Consider the following 18144-nt stretch of genomic DNA (forward strand, 5'->3'; position numbering starts at 1 on the left):
CTGCGTGGAGAGTTTTGCACAGGAACCCCTGATGAGGATATGGTTCGAAACGGGAATGTCGGTGGGTAGTGGGAGACTTTTGCTATGACCACTTCAACGGATGCCCTCCTTAATCACACGGCGAATCTCGCCGAGGTGTGGGGGTGCGCGCTGGGCGGTGGAGTGCTGGCGGGGGAGCCGGACGCGGGCTTAGATGTGGAGCGCATGACGGATGCGGGCCTAGTGGCGTCGCTGGATGCGGTGTTTGCGGTGAAGCGGCAGGTGGAGGCATTGTTGGTGCGGGTGGCCGGGCAGGTGGCGGTGCGGTTCCGGGAGGACTCGGGGGTGCACGGGATTGCGGCGCGTACCGGCAACCGGTCCGCGCCAGCGTTGGTTGCCGAGCGTGGCCACATTACGGTGGCGGAGGCGGGGCGGGTGTGCCGGGTGGGGGAAGCCACCCGGCCGCGGATGAGTGTGGTGGGGCAGCGGTTGCCTGCCGAGTACGCGCAGGTGGCGGCAGCGCTGACGGCGGGGGCGCTGCCGGTGGATTCGGCGCAATTCATCATCGCCAATCTGAGTCAGGCGTCCCCACGAGCCACGGCGGAAGACCTGGATGAGGCGGAGCAGGCGTTAGTGGACTTTGCGGTGGCGAACGAGGCGGACTCCGTGCGGAAGCTCGCCATCCGCTACCGGGATGCGCTCGACGTAGATGGGGTGGAACCGCGGGAGGCTGAGCTGGTGGCCCGCCGGTCCCTGAAGCGCTCCGTGCTACCCAACGGCATGAAACGGTATGTCTTCGAAGCCGATCCATTGTCGGCGGCCTTCTTCGATACCGCCATTGATGCTTTGGTGGGCGCGGCGCTGCGCACACCGCGCTTCGAGGCCGCCGCTGATGGGGCGGAGGCGGATGCTGATGGCTGTGACGAGAATCACGTCGCGCTGGAGGATGGGCGCAGCATTGAGCAGCTGGGTTTTGACGCCTTCGTCGATATTCTGCGGCATGGGCTGTCCTGCACGGAGGGACTCGGGCCACTGAACCACACCACGGTGGTGGTGCGCATGAGTCTCGAGTCGTTGCTGACGGGGCTGGGGGAGGCGCAGCTGGATGGCATCGAGCAGCCGATCTCCGCGCGAACGGCACGGTGCCTGGCTGCTGATGCCGGCATCATTCCGCTCGTTCTGGGCGGTCGCAGTGAGGTGCTGGACTTTGGGCGGGCGCGGCGCTACTTCACGCGGGCGCAGAAGCTGGCGATGGCCGAGCGAGACGGTGGCTGCGCCACCCGGGGCTGTAATCGCCCGCCGAGTTACACCGAGGGGCATCATGCCCTGTGGTTTAAGCGCGATGGCGGCCGCACGAATCTTTCCAATGGTGTCCTGCTGTGCAGTGCGTGTCATCACCGCATGCACCGGGAGGGCTGGGATGTGCGCATCACCAACAATGTGGTCTGGTTCATTCCACCGGCCAGTGTTGACCCGCACCGACAACCCAGACGCGGCGGCAAACCGCCCCTCCCCACACCCACCGGCCACAACCAACCACGCTACTGACCAGACGGCTGCGCTCGGCCCAGCGGCCGCAGCAGCTCAGCTCTCGACGACCTTCTTGAGCGAGGCCAGCCCCTTCTCCAGGTCGGAACCGATCATTTTTTCCATATTCATGAGCAGGCCAAAGGCACGGGACGTCAATGTCTTGGGGCTGAGCATGGTCCACACAATGGTGGTCTGACCGTTGCGTTCGGTGAGGTCGAAGTGCACGGCGCTGGTGGACTTGAAGGGACGCGTGAAGGCGAGGTCAACATCAACGCTGGTGGGGGCGATGGCCGTCGCGGTCATGGTGCCGGCTCCGGCTTTGCGGTTGCCATCCCACTTATAGGTGGCGCCAACGGTTCCCGGAACACCGGAGTAGGTGCGCGTGAGGTCGGGGTCCATGCCCTCCCACGGCGACCAGGCAACCCACTGATTGAAATCGGATACATGGGGTTGGATGCTGTCGGCAGATGCGCGGATGACGATCGATCGCTCGATGGTGGTGTATTCGGTCATCTTCGGCTCCAGCGGCTCGGCTTGTGCCTTACTGTAGGCCTGTCGACACCAAATTGCACTGCTTCACGCTCGCGTCTTGTTCACACGTTCCCACTCCGGCTTCCGTGAGTCTGACACCGTGATTGCGGGCTCAGAAACGCCCGAATGAGCGGGATTCGTGCTGTTTCGCGGTAGCAGATGCCTCGCACAGGTGCTGCGAGGCTGTCGTGGCACTCGTTTGGCCGCGGGGCACTCGTTCAAACAAGTGCCGCGCGCCTAAACGAGTGCCACGACGCGAAAAAGGGGCTCGCAGAGGCTCGCACAGGGACCAAAGGGGCCAGTAGATGGCTACGGAGACTTGCGGAGGCTCGCTGGCGGCCGCAGCGCGGCTACCGGCGCCAGCTGTATTCGTTTTCGGGCCGGCCCGGGGTTCCAAAGCGTGGCGCCCGCAGCACCGGCCCGGAATCGGCCAGAAACTCGAGGTATCGCCGCGCAGTCACGCGCGACATCCCCAGCGCCTCGGTCACCTCGCTGGCTGACACGGCACACGGCTGCGCTTTGAGGTGGTCCGTCACACGCTGCAGCGTGTCATCGGCCAGCCCCTTGGGACGTGGCACATCGGTCGGCGACCGCAGACTCGCAAACGCCTGGTCGAGATCCGACTGCGTCGCCACCGTTGCAGCCGAGCCCAGCTGCTGCCTGAAGTCACGGTAGCTCACCAGCTTCTTCGCAAACGTGGCATACGTAAACGGTTTGATCAGGTACTGCACCACCCCGGCCGCAATCGCCCCGCGCACCGCCTGCAACTCACGCACCGCAGTGATGGCAATAATATCGGTGGCCAAACCAGCAGAGCGGATGCGTCGACTCACGTCGAGCCCATGCAGATCGGGCAGGTTCATGTCCATCAACACCAAGTCGACCGGAGTGCCGGCAGCAGCCTGTGCGGTGAGGATGCGCAGCGCATTCTGCCCAGTGCCCACGGTGTCAACCAGCACGAACCCGTCGATACGCCCCACGTACGCGGCATGCGCCTCCGCGGTCAGCGGCTCATCCTCCACCACGAGCACCCGGATCGGCCCGGTCATGCCCGCATCCCCTCGGGCGTGACTGGCGTGGCTGTCCCGACCAGCCCGGCCGGCGCAACCAGCCCCGCCCCCGTGCCCGTTGTGGGAATGGTCACCGTAAACAGCGCGCCATCGCGACGCCCAATGGTGAGGGTTCCGCCGAGCCGCACCACGGCCTGCCGCACCAGAGCGAGCCCGAGTCCGCGACCATAGCCGCCGTTCTCCTTGGTGCTGTAGCCGAGCTGCATCACGTGATCGGCAGCATCCGCTTCGATGCCCGGCCCACTGTCAGCCACCTCGAGAATCACCATCTCGGCGGTGCGACTCACCCCCACGGTCACCAGGCGCGGCGGGGGAGCGGATGCCGCAGCATCCAACGCGTTATCGATGAGGTTCCCCAAAACGGTCACCAGATCCTGCACCGACAGCTCGGAGTCAGAGATTGTGCCCGCAGCGGTGACGGTGAGAGCGATCCCGAGCTCGTTCGCCTGCGCAACCTTGCCCATGATGAGGGCGCTGATGACGGGTTCGTCCACGGAATTCACCATGTCGTCCGTGAGCTGCTGACTGAGTTCGAGGTCGGTCGTGGCAAAGTCGAGCGCCTCCTGGGTGCGACCCAGTTCCATGAGCGACACGATGGTGTGCAGCCGGTTGGAGTGCTCGTGCGTCTGCGCGCGCAGGGCATCGGAGAGCGTACGCATGGACTGCAGTTCGCTGCCGAGCGTCTGCAAATCGGTGTGATCGCGAATCGTAGCCACCGAACCGATGCGAACAGGCGCGGTCCTGCGGCTCTTCCGGCCGCTCTTCTCACGATTCTTCGAGCGGATGCCGACACCTCCTCCAGCACCGGATCCGGTACTGGAGAGCGCCACAGCCTCTTCCTGATTGATGACGAGCACCCGAGTGTCGGTGATGAACACCTCGTCCTTGGTGCGCCGACCGCTTCGCAGCAGCGCGCCGAGGTCAGGCGGCAGATTGAGGTCGCTGAGCGCCTGACTCGGTCGATGCGGCGCATCCGGGGGAATGCCAAGTAGCCGCGCAGCCTGGTCGTTGTAGAGCACGAGCTGTCCGGTGCGGTCCACGAGCACGAGGCCCTCGCGCACGGAGTGCAGCACCGAGTCGTAGTACACGAACAGTTGCGCGAGATGTTCGGGACCCCACCCGAGAGTGACCCGGTGCAGGTAACGCGCCAGCACCAGCGCCATTACCGATCCCGCCAGCAACAAACCCACAGCAAGAGCGAGCAGGGCCGGCAACCGGGCGTTGAGCGCAATGGTGACATTGCTCGTGGTCACTCCGGCAGCCACGAGCGCCACGACCGTGCCGCTCGCATCCATCACGGGCGCCACCGCGCGAACGGATGGCCCGAGCGTTCCGGTACTAATCTCGGTGAAGGACCGACCTCCCAGAGCCGGTTCAATCGTGCCGATGTAGGACTTGCCGATCTCCGTGGGAGTGGGATGCGTCCAGCGCGTGCGGTCCGGAGCCATGATCGTGATGAAGTCGAGGTCGGCATCACGCGTGACGTCCAGGCTGTAGGCCTGCAGCAGCGCACTCGGATTGGCAGCAGTACTGGCCTGAAGGGTGAGCGGACTGTCGGCAATGGTGGTGGCGACCGACAGCATCCGCTCTTCGGTTTCGTCAAAGCTGTGATCGCGCGCATCCACAAACAGGGCGGTGCCCACGAAGGCAGTGAGCATCACGATGGAGAGCCCGTGAGCAACGAGCAAGCGGCGGGCGATGCTCCATTCGCGGCTCACAGACTTGGCCTTTCGAATGGACAGCAGACAATGCGTGGACATATCCCGATAAATGTTCCCGTAAACATCCCCATGAACATTATGACCGCAACCTCGGCGAATCGCACGACGTCTGGGATTGTGAGACCCAATCAGGAGCAGCACGGCCCGCATGGGTGCAGAGCGAAACCAAAGACAAAGGAGTCTGACATGGCGTTGTCGTCATCCATCAAATCGGCCAAGCCGCGCAAGCGCATTGACCGGTCGCACTACCTCTACATGGCAGTTATCGCCGGTGTTCTCCTCGGCATCCTGGTTGGACTCGTGTGGGGCGGCCCCGACGGTTTCGCCGTCAAGCTCAAGCCCATCGGTGACGCCTTCGTGGGTCTCATCAAAATGATGATCGCCCCGGTGATCTTCTGCACCATCATTCTCGGCATCGGCTCCATTGCCAAGGCCGCCACGGTGGGCAAGGTGGGCGGACTCGCCCTCGGCTACTTCGTGATCATGTCCACCTTCGCACTCGGCATCGGCCTCGTTGTGGGTAACCTGGTTCAGCCCGGAGCCAACCTCGACCTGTCCGACGCGAACTACGTTCCTTCCACGGCACCCGAAACCAGCTTCCTGCTGGGCATTATCCCCACAACACTCGTGTCGTCCCTCACCTCGGGTAGCATTCTGCAGACCCTGCTCGTGGCACTCATCGCCGGCTTCGCCCTGCAGCGCATGGGCCCGGCGGGACTCCCCATTCTTCGCGGCATCGCCCACGTGCAGGCTCTCGTCTTCCGCATTCTGATCATGGTCATGTGGATGGCACCGCTCGGCGCCTTTGGTGCCATCGCCGCCGTCGTCGGTTCCACTGGAATTCAGGCCATCGTGAGCCTGTTCACCCTCATGGCTGCGTTCTATGCCACCTGCATTCTGTTCATCGTGCTTATTCTCGGTGGACTGCTCAAGATCGTCACCGGTGTCAACATTTTCAAGCTGATGCGTTACCTCGGTCGCGAATACCTCCTCATCGTCTCCACCTCCTCGTCTGAAGCTGCCCTGCCGCGCCTCATCGCCAAGATGGAGCACCTCGGTGTGTCGAAGCCTGTCGTGGGTGTCACCGTTCCGGTCGGCTACTCCTTCAACCTGGATGGCACCGCCATCTACCTCACCATGGCATCGCTCTTCATCGCTAACGCCATGGGCATGCCCATGAACCTCGGCGAACAGTTCGGCCTGCTCGCCTTCATGATCATCGCCTCGAAGGGCGCCGCCGGAGTCTCCGGAGCCGGCCTCGCCACACTGGCCGCCGGTCTGCAGTCGCACGCTCCCGAACTCGTGGGTGGGGTGGGCTTCATCGTGGGCATCGACCGCTTCATGAGCGAGGCACGTGCACTCACGAACTTCACCGGCAACGCGGTTGCCACTGTGCTGATCGGAACCTGGACCAAGGAGATCGACCGCTTGCAGGTTGACCGTGTTCTCGACAAGAAGGACCTTTTCGACGAGACCACCATGGCCGCGCACCACTCGTTCGAAGCTCCCGTCGACGAGGACGCACAGACTCTGGCCGAGACGCGCAAGCCGGCTACCATTAGCGCCTAACCGCTCGGTAGAAACTCACACGCAGTACACACACGAAAGGCCCGCGTCATGCTGACGCGGGCCTTTCGTGTAGCTGTATGTCGTGAACTACTGGGCAGCCGGGGTGGGGCCGGTAGCCAGAATGTCCACGACGAACACGAGAGTGTCGGTACCGCTGATACCGGTCTGGGTGCTACCGGCAGAACCATAGCCATCTGCTGGAGGGATGATGGCGAGAACCTGCGAACCCACCGTCTGTCCCACAAGAGCAGCAGCAAAGCCCTTCACGACACTGCCCGTGGGGAAGGCAGCCGGACCATCTGCCGTCCACGACGAGTCGAAGGTGTCACCGGTTGCCCAGAGCACACCGGTGTACTCCACCTGAGCGGTGTCGCCATCGGCGACAACAGCACCATCGCCCTTCTTGAGCGTGGCAATCGTCAGAGTGCCGGGAGCCTCGGAATCGGGAATCGTGATGGCGGGAGCACCGTCATCGGCGAGTGTAACGGTGGGCAAACCAGCCTCAACGGGCTGGTCAACACCGGTTGCGCGCGTGGCCTGGATGCTGTTGATGTCGATGACGAAGACCATCGAGTCCGTGGCCGCAAGGCCGAGGTCACTCCAACCCTGCTCGCCGAACCCATCGGAGGGCGGCATAACGGCCACGATGCGGTCGCCGACAACGGAACAGTTCACGGCACGAACAAGGCCGGGAACGTAATTGTCAGCCACCGTGATCGACACGGCAGAGGTGTCGGTGCCGTAACCGGTGGAATCGACCTTCTCGCCGGTTTCGGCATTGAAGGCGGAGAACGAGACCCGTGCAACGGAACCGGCCTTCGTCTTTTCGGTTCCGGTCCCGGCAATCGCGACGGTGCGCTGAGTGGCCGTTGTGGTCACCGGAGACTCGATGGTGACGGTGGGTTCCGCTCCAAAGTCGCCGGTCACGCTAATGGCGTCGGAGATGCTGCCGGATTCCGTGCACTCGGAGGTGGGAGACACGGTGCGATCGGCACTGGCTGGATCTGAACTGCTGGGAGTACTACTACTGCTGCCGCTACACGCGGTCAGGGCCAGAGTGAGACCGAGGGTGGTGGCAAGAAGGGCAAGTTTTTTGGACACTGGTTTCTCTCTACGCGACGGATGTCTGCGTCAACACTTGCACGTCTCGGCTCGGAGCGTGCTGAATCCGCGCGGTTGTCGAGTCTCAGTCGTCGAGCCCGCGCGCGGCGAGAGCCTCACCGAGGGCATCCGCTGCATAGAGCGAACGCACAACCACGGGCACCGCGAGAGCCATGAGTGACCCGCGCGTTCCGCGTGCCTTGCGGGCTTCGAGCACCTCCCGCACAATATCGGTGACCACAGGAATGCAGCGGATGGTCAGTGCCACCAGGAGGCCCGTGCGCTCGGAGTCGATCCAACGTGAGAACGGCTTCAGGAGTTTCTCGAACGCCTCGAGTACCGACGTCACCGTGGTTGTCATGGTGAACAGGGCGGCCAAGGTGACCGCCAGAAAAAGGCGACCCGCCATGAGCGTGGCGATGACCCATCCGGCCAGGAGGCCCTGCACGGGAACGGCAATCACCAGAAGCCAGAGAATCGGTGCGATCTGCGCAGCCGCTGAGCGAAGCGGAACACGCGAACTGAAGAAGAGAATCACCACAATGAGAGTGGCCACGGCGAGCATGCGCAGATCGCTGGTGGCACCCACGGCGACCACAAAAACGGAGAGGAGAAAGAGCTTCAGCAGCGTGGGTGCCCGGTGCACGAAGGAGGTTCCGGGACTGTAAAGGCCGATCATGACTCTGTAATCACGACACCAGCGCGCGGTAGACCGCGAGCGCCTCCTGGGGCGCAGCATCAGCGACGACCGCGCCGTCTTCGATCACGATGACACGGTCAAAGCCGTCGAGCAGCTCCAGGTGGTGGGTCACCATGATGACCTGCTGACTGAGCGTGGCCACCAGCTCGGAGATGCGCCGTGCATTACGAGCATCGAGCAGAGTGGTGGGTTCATCGGCCACAATGATGTCGGGTTCGGATACGAGCACCGCAGCAAGGGCAAGCAGTTGCTTTTGGCCACCGGAGAGGCGATGCGCCGGATGCTCCGCGTGAGCAGCCAAACCGTAACGCTCCAGAGCCACTGCCGTGCGTTCGGCGATCTGCTCACGCGTGAGGCCCCGGCGACGAAGCGAGAACGCCACATCCTCCTGAACGGTGGGCATCACAATCTGATTGTCGGGATTTGTGAACACAAACCCCACCCGGCGACGTACCTCCTTGCCGCGACTGGCCACATTGAGACCGTCCACGGTGACCGTGCCACTGTCGGGGCTGACCAGACCATTGATCATGCGTGCCAGCGTGGATTTACCCGACCCATTCGCACCGACGATGCCGATGCGCTGCTCGGTGAGGTGCAGAGTCACGTCTCGCAACACTGTTCGTTCTCCGAACGCGTGCCAGACCCCTTCAAAGGTAACGGTGCTCACCCGGTTACTCGGCGCTGGTTGCGGAGGACGGCGCAGTCGCGGACGGTGCAGTAGCGGCCGGTGCAGCGTCGACCGGTGCAGCGCGTTTTGCCGGGCGCCGGATCAGTCCGGGATAGGCCCGGTGCACCTGGCTGGCAACGAGAACCGTGATGACGACCTTGAGAATATCCCCGGGCAGGAATATGACGTTATTGGCCACCGCCACCCAAATAGGAAGACCGAGGTTCAGAGCCAGAACCGGTATACCAATGAGATACACAACGACGATGCCGCCCAGGGCGGTTGCTCCGAGAGCCTTCCAGAGCGCATAGCGGGGAAGCAGCCGGTCGGTGAGGTACCCGATCACGAGTGCACCGAGCAGCCACCCGTACAGGTAGCCAGCTGCCGGACTGGTGGTGAACCACACGAGACCACCACGACCACCCGAGAGCAGCGGGAGGCCGGCCAGGGTGAGTGCAAGAAAAAGCAGCACGGCGAAGAAGCCCTTGCGCGCACCAAGAATCGCACCGGCGAGCATCACCCCGAGGGTTTGAAAAGTAATGGGTACGGCAATCGCACCGATCGACAGAGCTCCGGGCAGACCGAGAGCAGCAATAAGAGCGGCGAAAATGGCGATCTGGGCAAGATCGCGAGCCGAGAGAAGGCGTGAGGACATGACTCTCAATCTAGAATCCGCACCGTGGTCGTTTCCAGAGAAAACCTACAAAGAATGCGCGCGGTCTTTGTACAGCGTCTGTGTGCGCCGTCTGTGTGCAGCGGCTTGAACAGTGTGGGGAACAGATCAGTGCGCCACACCGAGAATCGGTGAGGCTGCACCGGCCACGATGGCGTCAGCCGCACGCACGAGCGCCAGGTGGGACAGCGCTTGTGGCGTATTGCCCGCCTGATGCCCATTGGTCACGTCATATTCCTCGGAGAGCAACCCCACATCGTTCACCAGACCCACGAGCCGATCCATGAGCTCGGTCGCATCGTCTTGGCGGCCCGACATGGCGTACTGCTCCACAAGCCAGAAGGAGCACGCCATAAACGGATGCTCGCCGGGCGCCAGCCCGTCAACCGACGTCGACGCCGAAGCCGACGAGCGATAGCGCAGGAGAAAACCATCGCGCATCAACTCGCCTTCGATTCTCGCCACGGTGCCCAGCATGCGTGGATCGTTGGGCGCACAGAAGCCCACCTGTGGAAGCACGAGGAGGGACGCATCCACGTCGGTGCCGCCAAAGTACTGCGTGTAGCTGTTGAGGCGGGCGTTGAACCCGCGGGAGTCAATATCGGCGCGCACCTCGTCGCGGACGCGCGTCCACTGATCGAGCGGACCGGGAAGTCCGAATTCGGTGATGCCACGCACAGCACGGTCAAAAGCGGCCCACACCATCACCCGGGAGTGCGTGAACTCGCGCGCCACCCCGCGTACCTCCCAAATGCCCTGGTCGGGGCGCTGCCAGTTGGCCTCAAGAAAAGTCATGAGGGCGCGTTGCAAGGGCCACGAGAACCTGGTCTCGCCCACACCGGCAACGCGGGCAGCATGCAAAGCCACCATCACCTCACCGATCACATCGGACTGAAACTGGCTGACGGCGCCATTGCCGACCCGCACCGGACCGCTCCCGCGATACCCGGGCAGACTGGTGAGTTCTCGTTCCGACAGGTTGCGTTCGCCGGACAGGCCGTACATGATCTGCACATCGTTCGGGTCGCCGGCAATGGCGCGAAGCAACCACGCGCGCCAGTTCTCCGCTTCGTTCTCGTAGCCGTGCGAGAGCAACACTTCCAGAGCGAGAGACGCGTCGCGCAACCACACGTATCGATAATCCCAGTTGCGTGAACCTCCAAAATCCTCGGGCAGAGAGGTGGTCGCGGCCGCCACAATGCCACCAGTCGACTCGTGCGTGAGCGCCCGCAGCACGAGCATCGACCGCAGCACCTCGCTGCGATACGGCCCCTGGTGAGTGCACTGCACTCCCCATCTCGTCCACCAGTCTGCGGTCGTGCGCAGTGCGGAATCGACATCGATTGTACGTGGAGTGGTGCGCTCCGAGGGATACCAGGTCAGCTGCATGTCGACGGTCTCGCCCGCAGTAACAGCGAAATGGGAGGTATGCCGACGATCGGAGGCGAGGAGGAGCGGACCACGAATCACGATGGCATCCGGCCCGGCCACGGCGATGAGGCCGTGCGCGCTCTCACCGGTGAGCTGTCGCACCCACGGCACGGTTGCGGCATAACTAAATCGCATACGCAGATCCTGGTGCATGTCCACCGTGCCGGTGAGGCCCCGCACCCGGCGAACCAGATCGGCACGACGATCACCGTGCGGCATAAAGTCGAGCACCTCCACGGACCCGGTGGCGGTCGTCCAGACTGTGGAGAGAATAAACGTGTCACCGACATAGGAGCGGATGGCCGTGGCCTCGGGCTGTGCCGGTGCCAGCAGCCAGCGACCGTGGTTTTCATCTCCGAGCAGAGCACCAAAAACGGAAGCCGAGTCGTAGCGCGGCAGACACAGCCAGTCGATGCTGCCGTCCCGTCCCACGAGCGCAGCCGTATGGCAGTCGCTGATGAGCGCGTAGTCCTCGATGTTGAGTGCCATCAGGCCATTCTGTCAGCCGTCACTCGCTAATCAAGGGTGTTCAGGCCACGGAGCGAGCCGACTCTGCAGGTGCAGGTGCAGGTGCAGTGACAGCTGCACCGGAAGGTTCGGCCCAGACGGAGATGGGGGACGGGGTCCACGACAGTGCCGTGGGCTCGATGGCGGCCTCGTCACCGCTGACAGTCCGGGCAGCGACGCGAGACCGTGCCAGTCGACCCGACTTCACGGGTGCGGCGGCAGCTGCAGCGGCTGCTGCCTGTGCGGCCGTCTCGGCGAGAGCAACGTCGGCAGCGTTCACGAGCTTCGCGGTCTCGTCAACGAGAGCACTCGACAACTCGCTCGCAATCTGGGCAGCCTTGAGGCCGTGAAAAAACACGTCGGTGTCGTCGACGCTCCGCGGAACGAGGGTCCAGACACCATTCACGCCCACGAGCTCGTCGATGCGAGTGTTCAGGACGTCGAGAATCTGCTCACTGCTCAGAGTGGGAACAGGGACAGGAAGAGGCACCGGTGCCGAGACCGCGAGGGCTGCTGCGATACGACGTCGACGACCAAACATCCGAGGTTCCTTTCAGGCGAAAAACTACTCGCGTTCAGTCTGGTCGACAACCTCGCTCAGAACCGCCGGACACGCCGCAAAATCACGGGTTATTCCGCGGTTCCACCGCAATTCGCACCGTGGTTTTTCCGTCGAGTTACTACTCGTCGAGACGACGCATGTTTGCGTCTTCGATCACGGTTCCCACAGCCACTGCCGCGCTCAGTGCCCAGCCGAGCCACAGCATGACGAGTCGCCAATCACGAGGACCGTTTCGAGTGGCCTGCACGGTGTTCCAACCGCCGGCCAGAACGCCGATCATTGCACTGCTGAATATGAATTTTCGCATGAAGACCTCCGCGGCCCAGAGTACCCGCCCCACGCATAAGCTGTGAATCTGACCGATCGTGCAGAGTTTGACCGATCGGTCAGGTAACGTGCTCAAGTGACTCCAGACCTTCCACTTTCCCCGGCACCCGGTATCCGCACCAAAACAGGTGACGAACTGCGCAGCATCGCCCTTCAACAGTTTGCGTCGGTGGGCTTCGCCGCCACCTCGTTGCAACACATAGCCGATGCCGCCGGCTTCTCGAAGTCCACGGTGCTCTACCACTTTGCGTCGAAAGAGGCGCTCCTCGCCGATCTGCTCACACCGGCCGTGGATGGACTCACCCAGATCCTCGAACGCTATGTCGATGCCGGACAGACAGCCGCATCGCGGGTGCAGTTCATCGACGATTTCATTGACTTTCTGCTGCAGTATCGGCTGGAGCTGCACACCTTCATCAACCAGGGTCAATCCCTGGGCGGAATCGACGTCGTCGACCGAGCTCGAGAACTGATCGTGCGACTCTCCGATACCCTATGCCGCGAGGACGCGAGCGTTGAAGAACACCTGCGCTTCGCCGTAGCGCTCGGCGGCGCCGCCTACTCGCTCGTTGCCGGCATGACCTTTCTGGGCAAAGACCTCGCCCCCGTGGACCACCTGCGACCAGCCCTGCGCACCGTGATCACCGAACTCCTCGCCCCCGTCACTTCGCGCCACCTCCCCGGAAAGCAGTAACCATGTCCACTTTGCTCTATCGCATTGGTCACTTCGCCTTTCGCCGTGCCTGGCTCGTCATCGGCGTCTGGGTCGTGCTTCTCGGCGCCATCCTGGGAGGGGGTATCGCCCTCGGCGGTCAAACCCAGGAGTCATATGCCATTCCCGGCACGGAGTCTCAGGACTCCATCGACAAACTGGCCGCCGTGTTCCCGGAAGCAGCCGGCGCGCAGGTTCAGGTGGTCTACACGGTGCCCGACGGCGCATCCGTAAACGACGCCGGCTACCGAACCGCCATCGAAGACATGGCCACAGCCATGGAGGACGTCTCCGGCGTCACCACCGTCATCACCCCGTACTCCGAATATGCTTCAAACGCCATATCCACCGACGAGCAAACCGCCTTCAGCCAGGTGCAGCTCAGCGGCCCCTCCACGGATGTTTTGCCCTCCACCCTCACCAACCTCACCGACACCGCCACCATCGGTGAAAAAGCCGGCATGCAGGTGGCCTTCGGGGGACAGGTCTTCGCGGACAACACGTTCGGCATCACGGTCACGGAAATCTTCGGCGTGCTCTTCGCGGGAGTGGTTCTCCTCATCACCTTCGGCTCGCTGATGGCGGCCGGTATGCCGCTACTCATGGCCCTGATTGGTGTGGGTGTTGCCATCGGCGGCATCATCACCATTTCGGCCTTCGTGCCGGTGTCGAGCACCGCACCCATGCTGGCCCTCATGCTGGGCCTCGCCGTGGGCATCGACTACTCCCTCTTCATTCTGTCGCGCCACCGCACCCAGATGGCCACCGGTGAGAGTCCGCACGAATCGGCAGCCACCGCCGTGGCCACGGCCGGAAGCGCCGTGGTCTTCGCCGGAATTACCGTCATCATCGCGCTTCTCGGACTGCTGGTGGTGGGCATCCCGTTCCTCAGCGTGATGGGCGTGGGCGCAGCCTTTGCCGTGCTGGTGTCGATTGCCGTCGCGGTCACCCTTTTGCCCGCCCTGCTCGGACTTGCCGGTGCGCGCCTGGCTCCGAAGCCCGGAGGGCGTGCTCATCGCCGCGCCACTACACCCGACTCCGGTCGACCCACACTCGGCCGACGCTGGGTGGGATTGGTACTCAAGGCACCCGTAGTTGCCGTGACTCTTGTTGTGGGTGTACTGGGGACCCTCGCTATCCCCGCACTGAGCCTTGATCTCAACCTGCCGGACGGCGCCTCTGAACCTGCTGGATCTACCCAGCTGAAGGCCTATCAGCTTATTGAGCAGGGCTTCGGCCCCGGCTACAACGGACCGCTCATCGTCCTGGTCGACATCACTCAGACCACCGACATCTTTCCGAGCCTCGACGCGATTGCCGCCGAAATTCGCACCCTGCCTGACGTTGCCTTCGTGGGCAAAGGAACCCCAAACCCTTCGGTGGATACCGCCATCATCCAGGTGATGCCGGGCAGTGCTCCCGATGCTCCCGAAACCAAGGAGCTCGTGCAAGCCATTCGAGACCTGGCACCGGGTATCACCGAGAGTCTTGGAACACCTATTACGGTCACCGGTGCCACCGCCGTGGGCATCGATATCTCCAACCGACTGAGCAATGCACTGATTCCCTTTGCACTCATCGTCGTGGGATTGTCGATCATTCTCCTCACCATGGTGTTCCGCTCGATCTTCGTGCCGATCAAGGCCGCACTCGGATTCCTGCTCTCGGTCTCCGCCGCCATCGGCGTCACCGTGGCGATCTTTCAGTGGGGCTGGTTCGCCGACCTCATTGGGGTGGCCAACCCCGGCCCGATTCTGAGCTTTCTCCCGATCCTGCTGATGGCCGTACTCTTTGGTCTGGCCATGGACTACGAGGTGTTCCTCGTCTCCGGCATGAGAGAGGAATTTGTGAAAACAGGCAACGCTCGTCAATCGGTGATCTACGGTTTCTCCCACGCCGGACGTGTGGTCACGGCCGCCGCCCTCATCATGTTCTTCGTGTTCTTTGCTTTCGTGCCCGACGGAAGCGGCGCCATCAAGGGAATTGCCTTTGCGCTCGCGATCGGTGTGTTCCTCGACGCCTTCCTCGTGCGCATGACGCTTGTCCCGGCAGCAATGGCCCTCGCTGGAAAGGGCGCCTGGTGGATCCCCGCCTGGCTGGCCCGCGTGCTCCCCAACGTGGACATTGAAGGCGAGGGACTTCGTCGTCACCTCCACGACGACGCCTGGGCGGCACAGCAACCTGCCGCCATCACGGCCGACGAGGCAGTCTTCGGCGTCGCCGAGACCACAATCGGCCCGTTGTCCTTTGCCGTTCCCGCCGGCTCGATTCTGCGACTGGTTGCACCCACATCCGCTCGCCGCGTGATCGCGTCGACGCTCGCTGGCCGGCTGGACCCGGTGAGCGGACGACTCCAGGTGGCCGGTTTTCCGCTCCCCACGGAACGCGGTCGCGCGCTGCGATCCGTGGCCCTCGCCGATGTGGCCTCGACCGCCACCGGAGCAACCCTCGGTGACCTCATCACGGATCGCGTGCTGCTCGCGCAGCCGTGGTATCGCGCCCACACCGCCACCGTGAACACGTGGATTGACCGGCTCAATGCGGTTCGGGCACCCGCTCCCGCGGCGGCCCAGGGTGCACTGGCCCAGGGTTCGTTGGCAGACGGTTCGCTGCACGAGACGGCGGACTGGAGCCGGCACACGCCCTCGGTCGTCGCACTTACTCGCGACACGTCCCTGGCGTCCCTCAGCCCGTCCGACCGGGCGCTTGCGCTTGTCGTGGCAGCCCTGGCCGAAAACCCGGCCATCGTCGTCCTCGATCTCGGTGACGGACTGCCGCAAGAATCCCAGCACGATTCCCCGCACGGTTCCCAGCACGGTTCCCCCCAGCACACCCTGCAGTCTCTGCTCGCTCAGCTGGTGCCGAACGCGGTCACCCTCGTGATCGCCGCCACGGCATTCAGCCCGGAGGCGCTCTCCTGGACCGCCGCACGCGGCACCAGCACTCTTACCCTCACGTCGACCCCGGCCGACGACTTTGCGTCCGTGGATGGAAAGGTCCTGCACTCATGAGTTCCCAGTTTGAACGACTCTTCACTCGTACCCCCGGCCAACGCCGGTGGGTGGTACGCGGCCTCGTGGCCGCGCTGATCGTGGTGCCGCTCGCCGTTGCCGGTGTCTTCACCGCCGCCCTCACGTCGGCAGATCAGCGACTCGACACCATTCCCGCCATCGTCGTGAACAACGACGAGTTCGTCACCCTCACCCTGCCCGACGGCACCGACCAGCCTGTTTTGGCTGGCCGCCAACTGGTGACGCAGCTCACCAACAAGGACTCGGGAATGGCCGGCTTCGACTGGAGCATTTCCAACTCGAGCGATGCCCAAAAGGCTCTCACCTCGGGCGGTGCATACGCGGTGCTCACCATCCCGAAGGAGTTCTCCGCGTCTGTCACCTCGCTCGCAACAGATGCCCCCACCCAGGCCACCCTCGACATTCGCACCGATGACGCCCACTCCTACCTCGCCGGCTCGGTTTCCCAGTCGGTGGGCGACGCCATGACCGGCGCCTTCGGCCGCGAAGTTACCTCGCAATACCTCACGGGCCTCTACAGCAACCTCGCCACCCTCGGTGAAGCACTGCAGAGTGCAGCGGATGGCGCGGCGCAGGTCTCCACAGGTGTCACGGGTGTCGCCACCGGGCTGGACTCCCTCGCCGCCGGAACCGATGCCGCGGCCACCGGAGCGGCATCGGCCGCAACCGGTGCGACCGCATTCTCGTCGGGTGTGAACGCCTACACCGGAGGTGTGGACTCGCTCAGCAGCGGGCTCGGTACTCTCAGCTCTGGAGCAGCCGGCCTCTCGCAGATCAGTGGCGGTTGGTCGAGCTACACCGGGGGAGTCGCCCAGACCGCCAGCGGGTTCGCGTCGCTGAAGGCCGCCATCCTGGCGAACCCGAGCAACGACGTGTACGCCGGAGCGCTCACGCAGTTTCAGGCCGGACTCGACACCCTCTCGACCCAGGGGACCGCACTCAGCGGCCAGACCACATCGGCTCTCTCGGGTGTGCAGTCCGGTATTGGTCAAAGCGCCACGGGTGCCGCCGCCCTCTCCGGTGGTTCCGCGGAGCTTCGCAGCGGAGCCTCCGGAATTGCCACAGGCATCTCCGGTCTGTCCACCGGTGTTGCGGAACTCGCCTCGGGAAGCAGCGCGGCCGCCACGGGTGCCCGCGCACTCGAGACCGGTGCCAGCGACCTCGCGAGCGGACTCGCCGACGGGGCCACCGGCGCCGCCACATTCATCAACCTTGACGCAACGGCCACCGCGGCTGTCGTCTCTGAGCCCATCGCCGTGACCACCGACCGGGACAACCCGGTAGCGGGCGTGGGATCGGTCATTGGCACCCTGTTTGTTCCGGTGAGCCTGTGGATCGGTGCGCTCGCCATCTTCCTCCTTCTTCAGCCCCTCACCCGTGCAGCGTTGGCCTCCACGGCAACCACCGGCAGAATTGTGCGACGTGGCCTCGCCCGTGCCTCGGCCATCGCGCTGGCTCAGGCCGTGCTCGTGACGGTGCTGCTGCACACCACCCTCGGAGTGGATTGGGCGCTGGCGCCCGTGACACTGTCCTTCGCGCTGCTGCTGGCCGTGACCTTCGTCGCCGTGCATCACACCCTCACCGTGCTCTTCGGTCGCGTCGGGATTCTCGTGTCGCTTGTGCTGCTCGTGCTGCAACTTGCGTCGGCTGGCGGACTGTATCCGATTCAACTCGTGGCCGCACCGTTCCAGGTGATCAGTCCGTTCCTGCCGCTCACCTGGGGCGTGGACGGAATGCAAGCCATCGTGGCCAGCGGTGGGGGAGCATCCGTTGTCTCGGCCGCCCTCGTACTGGTGCTGTTCGCGATTGTGAGCGTGCTGCTGAGCTGGTGGGCGGTGGCCAGAAAACGGGGGACCCGCGCCTGGTCGCACGCTCTGCTGCCGGCCTGACGGTAGGGCGGTGCCGGGCTGCGCGCAGGAGCGCCAAGCCCGCAAAACAGGGGCACTGCTACCCTTGTAGTGCCGCACAGGCAATCACACAGGGGTGCACTCGGGTGTACCCGGAACGGATGCCTCATTTCTCACTCAGC

The 18144-nt window shown here is 63.9% G+C and carries 15 protein-coding genes; 5 read left to right on the plus strand and 10 right to left on the minus strand.

What is annotated here, in order from left to right; translation table 11 throughout:
* The first annotated feature begins 84 nt into the window (after positions 1-84).
* Entirely contained in the window at positions 85-1527 is a 1443-nt protein-coding gene (locus H4V99_RS05490) for an HNH endonuclease signature motif containing protein (RefSeq protein WP_280676223.1), read from the plus strand.
* Positions 1528-1563: 36 nt separating this feature from the next.
* Here the strand turns inward: H4V99_RS05490 and H4V99_RS05495 are convergent, their stop codons facing one another.
* From H4V99_RS05495 to H4V99_RS05505, 3 genes are all read right to left on the minus strand, one after another.
* The gene (locus tag H4V99_RS05495; protein WP_280676225.1) at positions 1564-2022 is read right to left on the minus strand and encodes an SRPBCC family protein; all 459 of its coding nucleotides are present in this window, start codon (positions 2020-2022) and stop codon (positions 1564-1566) included.
* Between the two features lie 368 nt (positions 2023-2390).
* Positions 2391-3089, minus strand: a complete 699-nt coding sequence (locus tag H4V99_RS05500; RefSeq protein WP_280676227.1) for a response regulator — start codon at positions 3087-3089, stop codon at positions 2391-2393.
* The gene (locus H4V99_RS05505; RefSeq protein WP_280676229.1) at positions 3086-4828 is read right to left on the minus strand and encodes a sensor histidine kinase; all 1743 of its coding nucleotides are present in this window, start codon (positions 4826-4828) and stop codon (positions 3086-3088) included. The genes H4V99_RS05500 and H4V99_RS05505 overlap by 4 nt, the downstream gene beginning before the upstream one ends.
* Positions 4829-5017: 189 nt before the next feature.
* On the opposite strand from H4V99_RS05505, the gene H4V99_RS05510 reads away from it, so the two are divergent.
* Positions 5018-6400: a cation:dicarboxylase symporter family transporter gene (locus tag H4V99_RS05510; protein WP_280676231.1), complete on the plus strand. Its 1383-nt coding sequence runs from the start codon at positions 5018-5020 to the stop codon at positions 6398-6400.
* Between the two features lie 87 nt (positions 6401-6487).
* Here the strand turns inward: H4V99_RS05510 and H4V99_RS05515 are convergent, their stop codons facing one another.
* The 7 genes from H4V99_RS05515 to H4V99_RS05545 form a co-directional block, all read right to left on the minus strand.
* The gene (locus H4V99_RS05515) at positions 6488-7501 is read right to left on the minus strand and encodes an FKBP-type peptidyl-prolyl cis-trans isomerase (RefSeq protein ID WP_280676233.1); all 1014 of its coding nucleotides are present in this window, start codon (positions 7499-7501) and stop codon (positions 6488-6490) included.
* A gap of 85 nt (positions 7502-7586) precedes the next feature.
* Positions 7587-8180, minus strand: a complete 594-nt coding sequence (locus tag H4V99_RS05520) for an energy-coupling factor transporter transmembrane protein EcfT (protein WP_280676235.1) — start codon at positions 8178-8180, stop codon at positions 7587-7589.
* A gap of 10 nt (positions 8181-8190) precedes the next feature.
* On the minus strand, positions 8191-8871 hold the full coding sequence (locus tag H4V99_RS05525; RefSeq protein WP_280676237.1) for an ABC transporter ATP-binding protein: 681 nt from the start codon (positions 8869-8871) through the stop codon (positions 8191-8193).
* Positions 8872-8875: 4 nt separating this feature from the next.
* The gene (locus H4V99_RS05530; protein ID WP_280676239.1) at positions 8876-9526 is read right to left on the minus strand and encodes a biotin transporter BioY; all 651 of its coding nucleotides are present in this window, start codon (positions 9524-9526) and stop codon (positions 8876-8878) included.
* Between the two features lie 126 nt (positions 9527-9652).
* Positions 9653-11464, minus strand: coding sequence for a glycoside hydrolase family 15 protein (locus H4V99_RS05535; RefSeq protein ID WP_280676241.1), 1812 nt, complete (start codon positions 11462-11464; stop codon positions 9653-9655).
* A 40-nt stretch (positions 11465-11504) separates the two neighbouring features.
* Positions 11505-12023, minus strand: coding sequence for a hypothetical protein (locus H4V99_RS05540; protein ID WP_280676243.1), 519 nt, complete (start codon positions 12021-12023; stop codon positions 11505-11507).
* A 139-nt stretch (positions 12024-12162) separates the two neighbouring features.
* Positions 12163-12351, minus strand: coding sequence for a hypothetical protein (locus H4V99_RS05545; protein ID WP_280676245.1), 189 nt, complete (start codon positions 12349-12351; stop codon positions 12163-12165).
* A 96-nt stretch (positions 12352-12447) separates the two neighbouring features.
* On the opposite strand from H4V99_RS05545, the gene H4V99_RS05550 reads away from it, so the two are divergent.
* The 3 genes from H4V99_RS05550 to H4V99_RS05560 are packed head-to-tail and all read left to right on the plus strand — an operon-like array spanning position 12448 to position 18004.
* Entirely contained in the window at positions 12448-13065 is a 618-nt protein-coding gene (locus tag H4V99_RS05550; protein ID WP_280676247.1) for a TetR/AcrR family transcriptional regulator, read from the plus strand.
* 2 nt (positions 13066-13067) lie between these two features.
* Entirely contained in the window at positions 13068-16094 is a 3027-nt protein-coding gene (locus H4V99_RS05555) for an MMPL family transporter (protein WP_280676249.1), read from the plus strand.
* Positions 16091-18004, plus strand: a complete 1914-nt coding sequence (locus H4V99_RS05560) for a YhgE/Pip family protein (protein ID WP_280676251.1) — start codon at positions 16091-16093, stop codon at positions 18002-18004. The genes H4V99_RS05555 and H4V99_RS05560 overlap by 4 nt, the downstream gene beginning before the upstream one ends.
* The last annotated feature ends 140 nt before the right edge of the window (positions 18005-18144 follow it).

The sequence above is a fragment of the Cryobacterium sp. CG_9.6 genome (genome assembly GCF_029893365.1).
In the GTDB taxonomy this organism is placed as follows: Bacteria; Actinomycetota; Actinomycetes; order Actinomycetales; family Microbacteriaceae; genus Cryobacterium.

Bases quoted from the DNA above. Each gene is read 5' to 3' on its own strand.
- H4V99_RS05490 (WP_280676223.1), top strand. From the start codon at position 85: ATGACCACTTCAACGGATGCCCTCCTTAATCACACGGCGAATCTCGCC.
- H4V99_RS05530 (WP_280676239.1), bottom strand. From the start codon at position 9,526: ATGTCCTCACGCCTTCTCTCGGCTCGCGATCTTGCCCAGATCGCCATT.
- H4V99_RS05555 (WP_280676249.1), top strand. From the start codon at position 13,068: ATGTCCACTTTGCTCTATCGCATTGGTCACTTCGCCTTTCGCCGTGCC.
- H4V99_RS05510 (WP_280676231.1), top strand. From the start codon at position 5,018: ATGGCGTTGTCGTCATCCATCAAATCGGCCAAGCCGCGCAAGCGCATT.
- H4V99_RS05495 (WP_280676225.1), bottom strand. From the start codon at position 2,022: ATGACCGAATACACCACCATCGAGCGATCGATCGTCATCCGCGCATCT.
- H4V99_RS05545 (WP_280676245.1), bottom strand. From the start codon at position 12,351: ATGCGAAAATTCATATTCAGCAGTGCAATGATCGGCGTTCTGGCCGGC.
- H4V99_RS05560 (WP_280676251.1), top strand. From the start codon at position 16,091: ATGAGTTCCCAGTTTGAACGACTCTTCACTCGTACCCCCGGCCAACGC.
- H4V99_RS05520 (WP_280676235.1), bottom strand. From the start codon at position 8,180: ATGATCGGCCTTTACAGTCCCGGAACCTCCTTCGTGCACCGGGCACCC.
- H4V99_RS05540 (WP_280676243.1), bottom strand. From the start codon at position 12,023: ATGTTTGGTCGTCGACGTCGTATCGCAGCAGCCCTCGCGGTCTCGGCA.
- H4V99_RS05535 (WP_280676241.1), bottom strand. From the start codon at position 11,464: ATGGCACTCAACATCGAGGACTACGCGCTCATCAGCGACTGCCATACG.
- H4V99_RS05500 (WP_280676227.1), bottom strand. From the start codon at position 3,089: ATGACCGGGCCGATCCGGGTGCTCGTGGTGGAGGATGAGCCGCTGACC.